At 63.5% G+C, this 16,896-nt stretch carries 12 protein-coding genes; 11 read left to right on the top strand and 1 reads right to left on the bottom strand.

Annotation, left to right across the window (positions count from 1 at the left end; all coding sequences use genetic code 11):
• Window positions 1-15 precede the first annotated feature (15 nt).
• Window positions 16-804 carry a DUF6597 domain-containing transcriptional factor gene (locus tag AC3RCG_RS26740; protein WP_492402135.1) on the bottom strand — a complete coding sequence of 263 codons (789 nt, stop codon included), beginning with the start codon at window positions 802-804 and terminating at the stop codon, window positions 16-18.
• Between the two features lie 132 nt (window positions 805-936).
• Here AC3RCG_RS26740 and leuS point away from each other — a divergent pair, with 132 nt between their 5' ends.
• From leuS to AC3RCG_RS26685, 11 genes are all read left to right on the top strand, one after another.
• Entirely contained in the window at window positions 937-3,576 is a 2,640-nt protein-coding gene (leuS, locus tag AC3RCG_RS26735; protein ID WP_492402136.1) for a leucine--tRNA ligase, read from the top strand.
• A gap of 2 nt (window positions 3,577-3,578) precedes the next feature.
• Window positions 3,579-4,169, top strand: coding sequence for an LPS-assembly lipoprotein LptE (locus AC3RCG_RS26730; RefSeq protein ID WP_070220522.1), 591 nt, complete (start codon window positions 3,579-3,581; stop codon window positions 4,167-4,169).
• Between the two features lie 10 nt (window positions 4,170-4,179).
• The gene (holA, locus tag AC3RCG_RS26725; protein ID WP_058048018.1) at window positions 4,180-5,196 is read left to right on the top strand and encodes a DNA polymerase III subunit delta; all 1,017 of its coding nucleotides are present in this window, start codon (window positions 4,180-4,182) and stop codon (window positions 5,194-5,196) included.
• An 11-nt stretch (window positions 5,197-5,207) separates the two neighbouring features.
• Entirely contained in the window at window positions 5,208-6,491 is a 1,284-nt protein-coding gene (locus AC3RCG_RS26720; RefSeq protein WP_409027669.1) for a glutamate-5-semialdehyde dehydrogenase, read from the top strand.
• A gap of 70 nt (window positions 6,492-6,561) precedes the next feature.
• Window positions 6,562-6,999, top strand: coding sequence for a CopD family protein (locus AC3RCG_RS26715; RefSeq protein ID WP_070220518.1), 438 nt, complete (start codon window positions 6,562-6,564; stop codon window positions 6,997-6,999).
• Between the two features lie 10 nt (window positions 7,000-7,009).
• Window positions 7,010-7,624, top strand: coding sequence for a 2-hydroxychromene-2-carboxylate isomerase (locus tag AC3RCG_RS26710; protein WP_070220516.1), 615 nt, complete (start codon window positions 7,010-7,012; stop codon window positions 7,622-7,624).
• 228 nt (window positions 7,625-7,852) lie between these two features.
• Window positions 7,853-9,055 (top strand): THUMP domain-containing class I SAM-dependent RNA methyltransferase, encoded by a 1,203-nt coding sequence (locus AC3RCG_RS26705; protein ID WP_373631582.1) that lies wholly within the window; start codon window positions 7,853-7,855, stop codon window positions 9,053-9,055.
• Window positions 9,056-9,244: 189 nt separating this feature from the next.
• Entirely contained in the window at window positions 9,245-10,525 is a 1,281-nt protein-coding gene (locus AC3RCG_RS26700) for a multidrug effflux MFS transporter (protein ID WP_200880291.1), read from the top strand.
• Window positions 10,526-10,728: 203 nt separating this feature from the next.
• The gene (locus tag AC3RCG_RS26695; protein WP_070220757.1) at window positions 10,729-12,882 is read left to right on the top strand and encodes an HDOD domain-containing protein; all 2,154 of its coding nucleotides are present in this window, start codon (window positions 10,729-10,731) and stop codon (window positions 12,880-12,882) included.
• 5 nt (window positions 12,883-12,887) lie between these two features.
• Window positions 12,888-15,092, top strand: coding sequence for an EAL domain-containing response regulator (locus AC3RCG_RS26690; protein ID WP_070220512.1), 2,205 nt, complete (start codon window positions 12,888-12,890; stop codon window positions 15,090-15,092).
• A gap of 2 nt (window positions 15,093-15,094) precedes the next feature.
• The gene (locus AC3RCG_RS26685; protein WP_492402138.1) at window positions 15,095-16,669 is read left to right on the top strand and encodes an SEL1-like repeat protein; all 1,575 of its coding nucleotides are present in this window, start codon (window positions 15,095-15,097) and stop codon (window positions 16,667-16,669) included.
• Window positions 16,670-16,896 lie beyond the last annotated feature (227 nt).

The following is a 16,896-nucleotide window of genomic DNA, read 5'->3' as shown; positions in this document are numbered from 1 at the left end:
AAAAATGGAAGGTGCTCACGCGCGCCGGCCCGTCAGCCACGCGTCGGGCGAGCTGCGGGCGAATTCCTGGAAGTCGTGGATCAGGTGCGACTGGTCGAAATAACCATATTGCAAGGCCACCTGCGCCCAGTCCTGCTGTCCCGCCACGCTTTGCATGGCCTGGCTGGCGGCGCGGAAACGGCAGATGCGGGCAAACAGCTTCGGGCTGATGCCCACTTGCTGGCGAAATTGCAGCGCCAGGTGCTGGCGCGACACGCCCAGCTGCTGCGCCAGGCCATCCACGCGCACCTGCCCCGATGCCGCCTCAATGGCCGCGATGGCATGTTCGGCCGCGCCGGCCTGGCGCCGTGGCGGCGCGGTGCGCAGGCGCAGCAGCAGATATTCTTGCAAAATAGAAACCCTTTGTGCATTGCTCAAGGGCTCGCACCATAGCGCGTCGCCCAGGCGCGCCGCCAGCTCGCGGCCCCACAGCTGCTGCAATCCCGTGCGGCCATCGCTCAGTTCGCACAAGGGCAGCTGGAAGAAGCGTGCCGCCGCACCCGGCTTGAAGCGGGCCGCCACCGTCTGCACCAGACCCTGGTTGACGACGGTGACGGGCGCCGTCATCATGCCGACGGCAAAGCTGGCGTCCTGCTGGTCCTGGCACAGGATGTCGATGCAATTGTCGGGCAAGACCTGGTGCGTGAAGGGCGTGGCGCCCGTCTGCACGCGGCAGGTCCAGACGCAGTCCAGCCAGGGGTGCAGGGCGGGGAGGGGCGGATATTCCTGGTAGACGATCATGGCCGGCTTTGATGCAAAGAACAAGATTGCCCATATATTACACAGCATAATTGTGCGCTTGCCAAAATTTGCCGGCCCGGGCCGCCAGCGCGCCGCGCTATCGGGCGGCGACAACCAGTATAATGCTCGGTTCATATCCACTATTGGCCGCACATCATGCAAGATAAATATAGTCCCGCCGACGTCGAACAAGCCGCCCAATCGCACTGGAAGGCGATCGACGCCTATAAAGCCGTCGAACACGACCCGCGTTTCCCAAAAGGCAAGTATTTTGCCTGCTCGATGCTGCCTTACCCTTCGGGCAAGCTGCACATGGGTCACGTGCGCAACTATACGATCAATGACGTGATGTACCGCTACCTGCGCATGAACGGCTACAACGTGCTCATGCCGATGGGCTGGGATGCGTTCGGCATGCCGGCGGAAAACGCGGCCATGGCCAACAACGTGCCGCCCGCGCAATGGACGTATTCGAACATCGCTCACATGAAGCAGCAGATGGAATCGATGGGCCTGGCCATCGACTGGTCGCGCGAAATGACCGCCTGCAAGCCCGAATACTACAAATGGAACCAGTGGATGTTCCTCAAGATGCTGGAAAAAGGCATCATCTACAAGAAGACGGGCACCGTGAACTGGGACCCGATCGACCAGACCGTGCTGGCCAACGAACAAGTGGTCGACGGCAAGGGCTGGCGTTCCGGCGCGCTGATCGAAAAGCGCGAAATCCCCATGTACTACGCGCGTATCACCGATTACGCGGAAGAGCTGCTGGCCTATGTCGATGACAAGCTGCCGGGCTGGCCCGAGCGCGTGCGCACCATGCAGACCAACTGGATCGGCAAATCGACGGGCGTGCGCTTCGCCTTCCCGCATGCGATCAAGGACGCGAACGGCGCCCTGATCGGCGACGGCAAGCTGTACGTCTTTACTACCCGTCCGGACACCGTCATGGGCGTGACCTTCTGCGCCGTGGCCGCCGAACACCCGCTGGCCATCCACGCCGCGCAAACGAATCCTGCTCTGGCCGCGTTCAACGCCGAATGCAAGCTCGGTTCCGTGATCGAGGCAGACATGGCAACGATGGAAAAGAAGGGCATGCCGACCGGCCTGTTCGTCACCCATCCGCTGACGGGCGCGCAAGTGGAAGTCTGGGTCGGCAACTACGTGCTGATCACCTACGGCGACGGCGCCGTGATGGGGGTGCCGGCGCACGACGAACGCGATTTCGGCTTTGCCAAGAAATACAATCTGCCGATCAAGCAAGTGATCGAAGTCAAGGGTCAGGAGTTCTCGACGGACGCCTGGCAGGAATCGTATGGCAGCAAGGACGGCGTCTGCATCGCCTCCGGCAAATACGACGGCCTGCATTTCGCGTCCGCCGTCGATGCGGTGGCCGCCGACCTGGCGGAGCTGGGCCTGGGCGAAAAGAAAACCACGTTCCGCCTGCGCGACTGGGGCATTTCGCGCCAGCGCTACTGGGGCACGCCGATTCCGATGATCCATTGCGCCGACTGCGGCGTGGTGCCGGTGCCGGAAAAAGACCTGCCGGTGGTGTTGCCGGAAGACTGCGTGCCGGACGGCACGGGCAACCCGCTGAACAAATATGAAGCCTTCCTGCAGTGCGACTGCCCGCAGTGCGGCAAGCCGGCGCGCCGCGAGACGGACACCATGGATACCTTCGTCGATTCGTCGTGGTACTACATGCGCTATACCTCGCCAGGCTCGAACGACGCCATGGTCGACGCGCGCAACGATTACTGGATGCCGATGGACCAGTACATCGGCGGCATCGAACACGCCGTCATGCACTTGCTGTACGCGCGCTTCTGGACCAAGATCATGCGCGACTTCGGCCTGGTCAAGTTCGACGAGCCGTTCGTCAACCTGCTGACGCAAGGCATGGTGCTCAACGAAACGTACTTCCGCAAGGACGCCGCCGGCAAGACCACCTGGTTCAACCCGGACGACGTGCGCTTGTCGCTCGATGACAAGGGCCGTCCGCAGTCCGCCGTCCTGGTAGCCGACGGCCAGCCCGTGGAAATCGGCGGCACGGAAAAAATGTCGAAGTCGAAGAACAACGGCATCGACCCGCAAGCGCAGATCGAGCAGTACGGCGCCGACACGGCCCGTCTGTTCACCATGTTCGCCTCGCCGCCGGAACAGACCCTGGAATGGTCGGGCAGCGGTGTCGAAGGCGCGAACCGCTTCCTGCGCCGCGTGTGGAACTTCGGCTATGCCCAGTCGGCAACGATCCAGGCCGCACTGGCTGGCGGCGCCGCACCGGCCACGGGCGACGCGCAGAAAAACCTGCGCCGCGAATTGCACAAGCTGCTGCAGCAAGCCGATTACGACTTGAAGCGCATCCAGTACAACACCGTGGTGTCGGCCTGCATGAAGATGCTCAACACGCTGGAATCGGCCAAGCTGGACGATAGCGCGCAGTCGAAGGCGCTGATCGCGGAAGGCTTCTCGATCTTCCTGCGCCTGCTCAATCCCGTCGCGCCGCACATCACCCACGTCTTGTGGGAAGAGCTGGGCTATGCGGGCGTGCACGGCGATTTGCTGAACGTAGCCTGGCCGCAGGTCGACCCGCAAGCGCTGGAGCAGTCCGAGATCGAGATGATGATCCAGGTGAACGGCAAGCTGCGCGGCTCGATCACGGTGGCCAAGGATGCGGACAAGGCCAGCATCGAAGCGGCCGCGCTGGCGTGCGAAAGTGTGCAGAAGTACGTCGAGACCACGCCGAAGAAGATCATCGTCGTGCCAGGCAAGTTAATCAGCATCGTGGTGTAATCATGACGACTTCCTCTCAAGTATCGCTGTTGGGCCGCCGCGCCGTGCTGGCGTTGGGCCTGACCGTCCTGCTGTCGGCCTGCGGCTTTCACTTGCGCGGTTCGAACGGCAGTTTCATGCTGCCGTTCGCGACGATGTACATCGGCTTGCCCGACTCGTCGCCGCTGGCGATCGGCCTGAAGCGCTATATCCGCGCCATTGGCAGCACGGAGGTGGTCAATACCAGGGATGGCGCCGACGCCGTCCTTGAAGTGATCTCCGATCCGGAGATGAATCGTACCAAGACCATTTTGTCCCTGAACACCAGCGGCCGCGTACAAGAGTATCAACTCGGCTATTCGATCAATTTCCGCGTGGTGGACAAGGCCGGCAACCAGTTGCTGGCGCCGACGACCATCAGCCTGGTGCGCCCCATCACCTTCGACGACAGGCAGGTACTGGCCAAGGAAACCGAGGAAGCGGCGCTGTACCGCGACATGCGCAACGACCTGGTGCAGCAGATCATGCGCCGCCTGGCCGCCATCAAGCCGGTGCTGCCGGCCATGTCGGTGGCGCCCGTGACGCCGGCCGCGCCGGCCGCCCCGCAGCAGTAACGGGGACGCCATGCAATTGCGGATAGATGCGCTCGATGGGCATGTGGCCAAGCCGCTGGCGCAGCTGTATGTGATCACCAGCGACGAACACTTGCTGGCGCTGGAAGCGGCCGACAAGATCCGCCGCGCGGCGCGCGCGCAGGGCTACTCCGAGCGCGACGTGCTGACGGTGGAGCGCAGCTTCAAGTGGGGTGAACTGCTGGCGGCGAACCAGGAGCTGTCGCTGTTCGGCGATAAAAAACTGATCGAACTGCGCATCCCCACGGGCAAGCCGGGCAAGGATGGCGGCGCGGCGCTGCAAAGCTACGCGAAAAACCTCAGTCCCGACAACCTGACCCTGATCACCTTGCCCAAGCTGGATTGGGCCACGCAAAAGGCGGCCTGGGTCGCCAGCCTGCAGCAGGCGGCCGTGTATATCGACATTCCGAATGTGGAACGGGCACAGTTGCCGGCGTGGATATCGCAGCGCCTGGCCGCGCAGGGGCAAAGCGCCGAGCGTGCCAGCATCGACTTCATCGCCGAACGGGTGGAAGGTAACTTGCTCGCGGCGCACCAGGAAATCCAGAAACTGGGCTTGCTGCACGCAGCGGGCAAGCTGACGTACGAACAAGTGCAGGACGCGGTGCTGAACGTGGCCCGCTACGATGTCTTCAAGCTGTCCGAAGCCATGCTGGCCGGCGACCCGGCGCGCCTGGTGCGCATGCTCGAAGGCTTGAAAGGCGAGGGCGAGGCGCTGCCGCTGGTCTTGTGGGCCGTCTCCGAGGAAATCCGCACGCTGTTAAAATTGAAGGCCGGCATGGCGCAGGGGCGTCCATTGGGCGCGCTGCTGAAGGAATACCGCATCTGGGGTCCGCGCGAGCGGATGATGGAACCGGCCCTGCGGCGCATTTCGCTGCCCGTGCTGGAAGCGGCGCTGCAGCAGGCGGCGCAGGTGGACAAGATGATCAAGGGTTTGCGCGCCAAGGGCTACGCGGGCGATGCCTGGGACGCCATGCTGCAACTGGGACTGAAGATCGCCCGAGGCTAGTTTTTTACAATATGGATACGAGCATGGACATCACAGAATATATGCAGGACGTGGGCACGCGCGCACGCGCCGCTTCGCGCGCCATGGCGCGTGCCGACAGCGCCACGCGCAACCGCGCCTTGACCCTGATCGCCGCCGCCATCGTGCGCGATGCCGATCTGCTGCGCGCGGCCAACCAGCGCGACCTCGATGCGGCTGCTGCCGCCGGCCTGGCGCCGGCCATGCTCGACCGCCTGACCCTGTCCGACGCCGCCATCGCCACCATGGTCGAAGGCTTGACGCAAATCGTGTCGCTGGCCGACCCGATCGGCGAAATCTCGAACATGAAATTCCGTCCGACGGGCATCCAGGTGGGCCAGATGCGCGTGCCGCTGGGCGTCATCGGCATCATCTATGAAGCGCGTCCGAACGTGACGGTGGACGCGGCCGGCCTGTGCATCAAGAGCGGCAACGCGACGATCTTGCGCGGCGGCTCGGAAGCGATTCACTGCAACCGCGCGCTGGCCAAGCTGGTAGCCGAGGGCTTGCTGGGCGCCGGCCTGCCTGCCGATGCCGTGCAAGTGATCGACACCACCGACCGCGCGGCCGTCGGCGCTTTGATCACCATGCCGCAGTATGTGGACGTCATCGTGCCGCGCGGCGGCAAAGGCCTGATCGCGCGCCTGATGGAAGAGGCCACCGTGCCGATGATCAAGCACCTCGACGGCATCTGTCACGTCTACATCGACGCCAAGGCCGATATCAGGAAGGCGATCAATATCGGCTTCAACGCGAAGTGCCACCGCTACGGCACCTGCAACACCATGGAAACCCTGCTGGTGGCGCGCGCTATCGCACCGGCCGTGCTGCCGCAGCTGGCCGAACTGTACCTGACCAAACAGGTGGAACTGCGCGCCGATCCGGAAAGCCATGCGATCCTGGCCGCCGCCGCTTATCCGCACCTGGTAGCGGCCACCGAGGAAGACTGGTCCACCGAATACCTGGCCGCCATCCTGTCGGTGAAGGTGGTCGACGGCATCGACGAAGCGATGGACCACATCAACCGGTATTCCTCGAAGCACACGGAGTCCATCATCACGGAAGACTACAGCGATGCGCTGCGCTTCCTGCGCGAAGTCGATTCCGCCTCGGTGATGGTGAACGCCTCGACGCGTTTCGCCGACGGCTTCGAATACGGCCTGGGCGCCGAGATCGGCATCTCGAACGACAAGCTGCACGCGCGCGGCCCGGTGGGCCTGGAAGGCCTGACCTCGCTCAAGTACGTGGTCTTCGGCCACGGCGAAGTACGCAAATAGTCTCATTCGCGGGCGGCCCACAAGGCGGCCCGTGCTCTTGTTTCTCTCCACCTCTGACACTGGGAACCCCATGCTCTTTCTCTGGACCAAAGCCTTCCACATCATCTTCGTCATTTCCTGGTTCGCCGGCCTGTTTTATTTGCCGCGCATCTTCGTGAACCTGGCGATGGAGACGGAAACGGTGGCCACCGAGCGCCTGCTGCTGATGGCGCGCAAGTTGTACCGCTTCATGTCGCTGCTGGCGCTGCCGGCGATGGTGCTGGGGCTGGCGTTGATGTGGATGCTGTATGGCGGGAGCCAGGGCGGCATGAAGATGCCGGGCTGGATGCACGCCAAACTGACGTTCGTGGTGCTGCTGCTCGGCTATCACCACGCTTGCGGTTCCATCCTGCGCAAGTTTGAAAAAGGTCTCAACAAGCGCAGTCACACCTGGTTCCGCTGGTTTAATGAAGTGCCGGTGGTGATGCTGCTGGCCGTCGTCGTGCTGGTCGTGGTCAAGCCTTTCTAAGGGAGTCGAAATGAGTGCAAGCCAGAGCAAAGTCGTGCAGTATTTTTTTGCGCCCCACTCGCCATGGACCTACCTGGGGCACGCGCGCCTGATGGCCATCGCCGCGAAGACGGGCGCACAGATCGACGTGCGGCCCTTTGACCTGGGCAAGGTCTTCAGCGTCTCGGGCGGCCTGCCGCTGGCCAAGCGCGCACCGCAGCGCCAGGCGTACCGCCTGGCCGAACTGGCGCGCTGGTCGGCCTTTTTGCAGGTGCCATTGACCCTGCAGCCGAAGTTCTTCCCCGTGTCGCCGGAAGCGTCGGCCAAGCTGATCATCGCCACGCGCCTGGCGCACGGCGTGGAAGCGTCGCTGAAACTGGCGCACGCCATCATGCGCGGCCTGTGGGCGGAGGAGCGCAACATCGGCGACGAGGAAACCCTGGTGCAGATCGCGTTTGACGCCGGTTTCGACGGCCGCCAGTTGCTGAAAACGTCGGAGACGGCCAGCGTGCAGGCGGAATACGACGCCAACACGGAAGCGGCCACGGCCGCCAGCGTGTTCGGTTCGCCGTGGTACATCGTCGATGGCGAAGGGTTCTGGGGGCAGGACCGCCTCGATTTTGTCGAGCGCGCGCTGGCGAAATAATTATGGAAAGATGTCAATGTAGGTCGGATTAGCGCTTTGCGCGTAATCCGACAAGCTCAGTCGGCAGCGGTGTTTGTCGGCTTACGCCCTGGCGGGCTAAGCCAACCTACGCCAACCTGCGCCGACCTGCGCAAGATATTGGATGTAGGTCGGATTGGCGCTGCGCGCGTAATCCGACAAGTTTTGAAATTTTTAGTTAATTGTTTTTCAACGGATAAAAGGTACACCATGGCTTCATATTTTTGCCCATGCCCGCGCGGGATGGAAGCGGCGCTGGCCGAGGAACTGGGCGAGATCGCTCAGGATAGTGCGACCATGAAGGTGCACAACCAGGTGCCGGGCGGCGTCCATTGCTCCGGCGACCTGCTCGATTCCTACCGCATCAACCTGCATTCGCGCATCGCTTCGCGCGTGCTGATGCGCATGGCGCATTCCGGCTACAAGACGGAAAACGATATTTACGACCTGACCCTGGCGCAATCCTGGGAAGACTGGTTCGGCGTGCACCACACGATCCGCGTTGACGTCACGGCCGTGAAATCGCCGCTGCGCAGCCTGGAATTCACGACATTGAAAATCAAGGATGCGATCTGCGACCGCTTCCGCGACCAGTTCAACGAGCGTCCATCGGTCAACACCAAGACGCCGGACATGCGCATCGTCGGCTTCCTCGACGCGCATACCTTCACCGTCTATCTCGACACCTCGGGCGAAGCCTTGTTCAAGCGCGGCTGGCGCGAAGAGACGGGCGACGCGCCGCTGCGCGAAAACCTGGCCGCCGGCCTGCTGCGCGTGTCGGGCTGGAAGCCTGGCATGGTGCTGTTCGACCCGATGTGCGGTTCCGGCACCATCCTGGCCGAAGCGGCGCAGATGCTGCAAGGGATACCGCCGGGCGCCTCGCGCCAGTTCGCGTTTGAAAACTTCCACGACTTCGATCCCGCGCCGTGGAATGCCATGAAAAACGCCATCAAGGTCAATCCGCTGCCGGCCGAACCGACCATTTTCGGCAGCGACATTTCGGGCGACATGGTCGCCATGACGCGCCATAACCTGCGTTGCGCCGGCGTGCGCTTCGACGTGCCCCTGAAACAGATCGAGGCGCAGGAAGTCAAGCCGCCGAGCGACGTGCCGGGCATCATGCTGACCAACCCGCCGTACGGCGAGCGTATCGGCGTGCGCGGCGACAGCACCATCCCGGAAGATGAACTGTCGACGTCGTTCTATTCGGCCATGGGCACGACCCTAAAGCAGCGTTTCGCCGGCTGGACCGTGTTCCTGTTCACGGCCGACCTGGGCCTGCCCAAGCTGCTGCGTCTGAAGGAAGCGCGCAAGACGCCATTCTTCAACGGTGCGCTGGAATGCCGTTTGTTCCGCTTTGATATGGTCGCCGGTTACAACCGCCGCGAAGAAGCCAAGCCAAAAAATAACTGATCAAATCTGCTGCGCGTCGGGATAGGCGGCCTGTGATGCTCGCCGTACTCGTGTACGGCTGCGCTTCTCGGCCACCTCTCCCTTCCGCTCGCGACGGTTTTATCAGCTATTTTGGCGTCTGTAGACGTCTGTAGTAACGCAGTACCTCGCGCGGACCGCAACCGGTCCGCGCGCCACTTTGGATCCGCCATGTTTCCCACCCCTCCGGCCGATGTGCCGCCCGACCCGGTCACGCCCGTTCCGCCTCCCACACCGAGCCACATGGCGCCGCTGAGCCGCGGTGCGCTGGCGATGATGCTGGCCGGGCTGTCGATGCTGGGTCCCCTGTCGATCGATACCTATCTGCCCGCGTTTGGCGCGATCCAGGGTTCGCTGCAGGCGTCGCCGCTGGAAGTGCAGCAGTCGCTGACGTTCTACATGCTGGCCTTTGCCGGCATGGTGCTGTGGCATGGCGCGATCTCGGATACCTTCGGCAGGCGCAACGTCATTCTCGTGTCGCTGCTGATGTTTGCCATCGGTTCGCTGGGCTGCGCTTCGGCGCACACTGTGCATTACCTGTGGTTCTTCCGCATCATGCAGGGCGTCTCGGCCGGCGCCGGCGTGGTGATCAGCCGCGCCATCATCCGCGACCTGTATGCCGATGCGGCGGCGGCGCGGCTGCTGTCGCTGGTGACGATGATCTTTTCCATCGCGCCGGCCGTGGCGCCGATTCTCGGCGGCTGGATCGTCATCTGGTTCGACTGGCGCTCGATCTTCCTGTTCCTCGCCTTCTACACGGTGGTGCTGCTGGCGTTCTGCTACTGGCGCCTGCCCGAAACCCTGCCGATGGAAAAGCGCCAGCCCTTCAATCCCCGCTTCCTGGCGTCGAGCTATGGCCAGATCCTGCGCTCGCCGCTGTTCCACATCAAGGCCGGCATCGTCGCCCTCAATTTCGCGGGCCTGTTCCTGTTCATCACGGCCGCGCCGGAAATGCTGCCCAAGCAGCTGGGCCTGGGGCCATCGCAATTCGCCTGGCTGTTCATTCCCTGCGTGAGCGGCATCTTCATGGGCGCCGCGGCGGCCAACCGCATCGCCGGCAAGGTCACGTTCGCGCGCCAGATCGGCATCGGCTTTGCCTTCCTGCTGTGCGCCGCCAGCGTCAATGTCGTGTATCACCTGTTCCTGCCGCCCTCCTTGCCCTGGTCGGTGCTGCCCCTGTTCTTCTATACCTTCGGCATGTCGCTGGTGGGCCCGGGCGCGACCCTGCTGGCGCTCGACCTGTTCCCGCACATCCGCGGCACGGTGGCCTCGTGCCAGTCGTTTGCCAGCACCTTGCTGGGCGCCGTGGTGGCCGGCGTGATCTCGCCGCTGCTGTCCGGTTCCGTGCTGTGGCTGGCGTCGGGCCAGCTGGCGTTTACGGGCCTGGCGCTGGCGCTGTGGCTGATATCGCGGCGCTTCCGCCACCGTTTGCTGGGTTCCTTCAAGGCATAAGTTTCCATCGCAGAACGCTGGATTTATTTCAACTTAATTTTCTATATTGCAAGTAATATCCGGCGCTTATGATAAGATGACTGCTTTTCCCGGCATCCTCTCAGGCGACATTTTTTGGGTTACAGGAGTGGAGGATTCCTCTGAACGTGGCCGCGCTTCGCTGCTGAGCGCTCTTCCTTTTCAAACCGGCAATGCCTGATACGATGCATCAATCTGATCAAGATATTCGCAATCGCCTGCTGATTGCCCGCCTGCCGGCCATGCCGCAGATCCTCCTCAAACTGATCGCCCACCTGCAGGCCGACGATGCCGGCATGCCGGAGCTGGCCGCCCTGATCGCCAAGGATGCGGGCATGACCAGCAAGATCCTCGGCGTGGCCAGCAGCTCGGCCTACCATCGGCAGAGCAAGGTCGTCAGCCTGGAACAGTCGCTCGTGTCGCTGGGCACGGACATGATCAAGACCCTGGTCATCAGCGAATCCGTCTTCCAGACCTTCAACAGCTTTCCCCATTCCGGCAGCACGGATTTGCGCGCCTTCTGGAAAAGTTCGCTGTCGGCCGCCGTCATGGCGCGCGCGCTGGCCAAGGCCATGGCCTATCCGCACGTCGAGGAAGCATATCTGGCCGGCTTGCTGCACAACGTGGGCCGCCTGGCCCTGCTGGCCACGGCGCCGAAGGAATACGCGTTCAATTTCACGGCGCGCGACGATGCCGCCCTGTGCGCGGTGGAGCAGCGTACCTTGCAGATCACGCATGCCGAAGCGGGCGCCTGGCTGATTGAGCGCTGGCATCTCGATTCCTTCCTGGCCGACAGCGTGCTGTATCACCATGAGCCGCTGGCGCGCCTGGAAGCGAGCCATCCCCTGATCCGCATCGTGCGCCTGGCGCACCTGCTGTGCTGCCATGCCGACGATGCGGAGTCGATCACGCAGGCGGCAAGCCTGTGCGCGCTGGACGTCGAGACACTGGACGAGCTGGCCGGCAGCGTCGCGCGCCAGGTGGAGCAGGCCGCGCAGCACCTGGGCATCGACCTGGCCGGCGCGGACGATATCGCCACGCCGCCCGCCTATGCGCCGCCAGCCGTCGATCCGGTGCAGCGGCGCCTGTCCGACGAAGTGCGCAATATGGTGCTGGTGTCCGAAGTGGGCCAGACCTTCGCCCGGCAGCAGGGCGAGAGCAGCCTGCTCGAAGCCATCACGCGCTCGGCGCGCATTCTGTTCGATTTCGACACCGCCGTCATCCTGCTGCAAAACCCCACCGGCCATGCGCTCGTCGGCGTGGCGGCGGGCGAACATCAGCAGCGCCTGGCCGGCTTCTCGATCCCGCTGGCCAAGGGCGGCCTCCTGGCCGCCTCGGCGCTGGAGTGCCAGCTGGCGTTCCTGAAACGCGACATGCCGGCGCTGGGCATCGTCGAGGAGCAGCTGTTCCGCATTCTCGGTACCGACAGCCTGGTCTGCGTGCCCTTGGCGTCGGGCCAGCGCAGCCTGGGCGTGCTCATTGGCGGCGTGGCGGCGTGGCAGATTCCCGCTTGCCAGAAGCGCGAGGGTTTCCTGCGCGCGTATGCCAACCAGGCCGCCACGGCGCTGGAAACGGCCATCAGCGCGCGCGGGCTGGCGCGGCGCCAGCTCGATCACGTGACCGAGGAATACCGCGCCGCGTCGCGCCGCGTCGTGCACGAAGTGAATAACCCGCTGTCCATCATCAAGAACTATCTGAGCGTGCTCGATCACAAGCTCGAGAAGCAGGAACCGGTGTCGGGCGAAATGGCGATCCTGAACGAGGAAATCGACCGGGTCGGCCAGCTGATCGGCGGCCTGGCCGATCTGCAGCCGGCGGCGGCCAGCGGCGTGACCGATTGCGCGCGCGTGGTCGACGATGTGCTGCGCCTGTTCCGCGCCACCGACTTCCTGCCGCCGAAGATCGAGGTGGTCACGCGCATGCAGGACGCGCCATGCGAGGTGGAGGCCGATGCCGACATGCTCAAGCAAATCCTGCTCAACCTGCTAAAAAACGCCGTCGAAGCCCTGCCTGATGGCGGGCGCATCGAAGTGGCGAACCGTGGCCACGTGAACCGCGACCGCCGCCTGTACCTGGAGCTGTGCGTCAGCGATAATGGCGCAGGCCTGGCGCCGGACGTGCTGGCCAATCTGTTTTCCCCAGTGCGCAGCAGCAAGGCAGGCGCGCATCACGGCCTGGGCTTGTCCATCGTGCATGACCTGGTCACGCGCCTGCATGGCGTGATTGGCTGCCGCAGCAGCAAGTCCGGCACCTCGTTTGAAATTTTACTGCCCATTCCCTTGCCGGCAAGCGCTGCAGCCGCGCTGCCCTCGCCCGGCAATACCGCCATGTCTTCGTAACGTCCATGAACTCCTCCGCCATTCCGTTTGACCTGGAAAACAGCCCGCGCATTTTGCTGGTCGACGACGAGCCCCGCCTGCTCGCCTCTCTCCACGAATTGCTGAAGGACCGCGGCTACCAGCTGCACACGGCCACCTGCGGCAGCGAGGCGCTGGCGCAGTTGTCGAAACTGCGCTTCGACCTGATCTTGCTCGACTTGCGCCTGCCCGACATGAGCGGCCATGAAATCATGGACCACATCAACCGGCGCGGCATCGAGGGCGACGTGATCGTCATGAGCGGCGACGTCGGCATCGAGGCGGCCATCGGCGCCCTCAAACGCGGGGCCTACGATTATCTGCGCAAGCCCTACAGCCGCGAGGAGCTGCTCAAGACGGTGGAGAACGCGCTGCAAAAGAGCCAGCTGGCGCTGGAGAACGAGCGCATCGCGCTGCAGCTGGAAAACTCGGAAAAGATGTACCGCTACCTGGTCGACAGCTCGCCCGACATCATCTATACGCTGAACCACGAAGGCCGCATCACTTTCATCAACGACAGGGTGCACCAGTTGCTGGGCTTTAGCCGCGAGGAGCTGATCGGCAGCCATTACTCGATTCTCGTGCACGATGAAGACCAGGAGCGGGCGCGCTATGCCTTCAACGAGCGCCGCCTCGACGAGCGCGCCTCGCGCAATGTGGAACTGCGCCTGAAGTGCCATAGCGGCAGCGGCAGCGACCGGACCTTCAACAACACCCTGATGACGATTCCGCTCAACTCGATCGGCATGCACGGCCACGACCAGGAAGCGAAAAAGCAGGAGTACTTCGGCACCTACGGCGTGGCGCGCGACATCACCGACCGCAAGCGCGCCGAGGAAGTCATCTCTTACCAGGCCTATCACGACATCCTGACGGACCTGCCGAACCGCATGCTGTTCAAGGACCGCCTGGGGCTGGCCGTCATCCAGGCGCGGCGCAAGCTGACGGAACTGGCCGTGATGTTCATCGACCTCGATCGTTTCAAGCTGGTCAACGACACCCTGGGGCACGTGAAGGGCGACGAGCTGCTGCAGCAGGTGGCGCTACGCCTGAAGGATTGCCTGCGCCGCGGCGATACCCTGGCGCGCCAGGGCGGCGATGAATTCACCATCGTGCTGCCGGAACTGCGCGACCGCCAGGATGCGCGCCTGATCGCCGACAAATTCCTCGAATGCCTGCACCAGCCGTTCGACCTCGATGGCAACCAGGTGCATATTTCGGCGTCCATCGGCATCGCCATCTATCCGGGCGACGGCGAGACCATCGACGAGCTGCTGCGCCACGCCGACATCGCCATGTACCAGGTCAAGGCGCTGGGCAAGAACGGCCACAGTTTCTATCACGAGTCCATGCTCGACGTGTCGCACCAGAAGATCGCGCTCGAGCAGAGCCTGCGCAAGGCGCTGGAGCTGAATCAGCTGGAGATGTATTACCAGCCGCAGGTGGACGTGATGACGGGCCGCATCGTTGGCGCCGAAGGCCTGATGCGCTGGAACCACCCGCAGCGGGGCTTGCTGACGGCCGGCGAATTCCTGCCGTTCGCCGAGGAAAACGGCTTGATGCTGCCGATCTCGGACTGGATGCTGGGCGCCCTGTGCCGCGACCTGGTGCAGTGGAACGCGGCTGGCGGCGAAGCCGTGCGCCTGTCGCTCAATTTGTCGCCGCAATACCTGGACCGGGGCGACTTTTTCGAGAAGATGCGCGGCGCGCTGACGCGCTACGGCATCGCGCCGGAAAAGATCGAAGTCGAGATCACGGAAAACATCTGCATCCGCAACCCGCAGTACGCGATCGAGCAGTTGAACAAGCTGTGCCAGCTGGGCGTGTCGGTGGCCATCGACGATTTCGGCACCGGCTATTCCTCGCTGTCGTACCTGCATCGCTTCCCCATCCACACCATCAAGATCGACCAGTCGTTTGTGAAGGAAATCCACGACGAGCACGGACACTATCCCGTCATCCTGGCCATCATCTCGATTGCGCGCGGCCTGGGCCTGCACCTGATCGCCGAGGGTGTGGAGACGGAAGGGCAGGCGCGCTACCTGCAGGACAAGGGCTGCACCACGATGCAGGGCTATCTGTACCACCGGCCCATTTCGCTGGGCAGTTTTATCGGCGTGCTGCAGGAGCAGAACCGCCTGATCGCCGATGCCGCTCCCGCGCCGTCCCCGACGCTGACCATCGAGGCTTGACCGTGTCGCTTGCCGATCCCCGCTACACGGCTGCTCATTACACGGCTGATTACCTGCGCCTGAAAGGACTGGCCGAGAAAGGCAATGCGAACGCCCAGCATAGCCTGGGCTTCATGTATTTCAATGGCCAGGGTATCGGGCAAAGCTATGCGCTGGCGCTGCACTGGTACGGCCTGGCTGCCGCGCAGGGACTCGAGCATGCGCAATACAACCTGGGCGTGATGTGCCAGAAGGGCCAGGGCGTGCCGCAGGATTTTGCGCAGGCGGCGCACTGGTACCAGCAGGCGGCCGAACAGGGCTACGCGGCGGCCCAGTACAACCTGGGCTGGCTGTATGCCAAGGGCCAGGGACTCGCGCAAGATAGCGGGCAAGCCATGCTGTGGTTCAGCCGCGCGGCGGAACAGGGCGACGCGGGCGCGCAAAACAACCTGGGCATGATGTATGACAATGGCAAGGGCGTGCCGCAGGACTTCGTGCAAGCCATCGCCTGGTACCGCAAGGCGGCCGAACAGGGCTATGCGCGTGCGCAGTTCAACCTGGGTCTGCGCTACGACAATGGCCAGGGCGTGCGCCAGGATCGCCAGCAGGCGACGGCCTGGATGCGCAAGGCCGCCGAGCAGGGTTATGCGCCGGCCCAGTTCAACCTGGCGCTGCGCTATGAAAATGGCGACGTGCTGCCGCAGGACAGCCGGCAGGCGATCAGCTGGTACCGGCGCGCGGCCGAGCAGGGCCACGCCAGTTCGCAGTTCAACCTGGGCCTGATTTACGACAATGGCCAGGGCGTGCCTTGCGATAAACAGGCGGCGCTGGAGTGGTATGTCAAGGCGGCGGGACTGGGTCATGCGGCGGCCCAGCACAACCTGGGCCTGCATCATGAACATGGCGCCCACGATTACGCGCAGGCGCAAGCGTTTTACCGCCAGGCCGCCGAGCAGGGCTTCCCCGCCGCGCAGTATCAGCTGGGACTGCTGCATGAGCATGGACAGGGCGTGCCTGCCGATGCGCAGGAAGCCATCTTCTGGTACCGCAAGGCGGCCGACCAGGGACATGTGCGCGCGCAGTTCGACCTGGGCCTGCGCTATGAGCATGGCCAGGGTGTGCCGCAGGATCTGTCGCTGGCGCTGGAATGGTACCGCCGCGCCGCCGAGCAGGATTACGCGCCGGCGCAATACATGCAGGGCGTCTTGCACGACCGCGACGATGGTCCTGCACCCGACAGCCAGCAGGCATGCGCCTGTTACTGCCGCGCCGCCGCCCAGGGCCACAGCCTGGCCCAGTTCGCGCTGGGCCTGCGGCACGACAATGGCCAGGACGTGCCGCAGGACTATGCCGCCGCCTGGGATTGGTATGCGCTGGCCGCGCGCCAGGGCCATGCGCGGGCGCAGATGAATCTGGGCCTGATGGCCGCAAGCGGCCAGGGCGCTCCGCTCGATTTGCAGCAGGCGTATATCTGGCTGTCGATGGCCGCGGCGGCCGGCGTGGCCGGCGCGGAAAAATCCCTGCGCCAGACGGCGGCGCGCATGCGCGAGACGGATCTGAACCAGGTGCGCGAGCGCCTGGAAGCGCTGGCCGATTAATTCACGCTCTCATTAAAATCGTCGCGCGCCACGCTGGCATTGAGGATGCCAGGTATGTCAAGAATGGGTCTTTATTTTACTGAAAACGGTTAACGCCATCTTCAAGAAAGATTGCGCATATTAATCCCGAATGAGAGTATCATAATATTCAAAAAAAATATCAAACACATAATATTCTGTCGCAGTAGTACGTTCAGTCAGGTCGTCCATCGACGATTGCACACTCG

It is taken from the genome of Janthinobacterium sp. GW823-FHT01H08, from assembly GCF_058797855.1.
This window is presented reverse-complemented; position numbering and strand designations above follow the sequence as displayed.

Bases quoted from the DNA above. Each gene is read 5' to 3' on its own strand.
- AC3RCG_RS26695 (WP_070220757.1), top strand. From the start codon at position 10,729: ATGCATCAATCTGATCAAGATATTCGCAATCGCCTGCTGATTGCCCGC.
- AC3RCG_RS26730 (WP_070220522.1), top strand. From the start codon at position 3,579: ATGACGACTTCCTCTCAAGTATCGCTGTTGGGCCGCCGCGCCGTGCTG.
- AC3RCG_RS26705 (WP_373631582.1), top strand. From the start codon at position 7,853: ATGGCTTCATATTTTTGCCCATGCCCGCGCGGGATGGAAGCGGCGCTG.
- AC3RCG_RS26700 (WP_200880291.1), top strand. From the start codon at position 9,245: ATGTTTCCCACCCCTCCGGCCGATGTGCCGCCCGACCCGGTCACGCCC.
- holA (WP_058048018.1), top strand. From the start codon at position 4,180: ATGCAATTGCGGATAGATGCGCTCGATGGGCATGTGGCCAAGCCGCTG.
- AC3RCG_RS26720 (WP_409027669.1), top strand. From the start codon at position 5,208: ATGGATACGAGCATGGACATCACAGAATATATGCAGGACGTGGGCACG.
- AC3RCG_RS26710 (WP_070220516.1), top strand. From the start codon at position 7,010: ATGAGTGCAAGCCAGAGCAAAGTCGTGCAGTATTTTTTTGCGCCCCAC.
- AC3RCG_RS26715 (WP_070220518.1), top strand. From the start codon at position 6,562: ATGCTCTTTCTCTGGACCAAAGCCTTCCACATCATCTTCGTCATTTCC.
- AC3RCG_RS26690 (WP_070220512.1), top strand. From the start codon at position 12,888: ATGAACTCCTCCGCCATTCCGTTTGACCTGGAAAACAGCCCGCGCATT.
- leuS (WP_492402136.1), top strand. From the start codon at position 937: ATGCAAGATAAATATAGTCCCGCCGACGTCGAACAAGCCGCCCAATCG.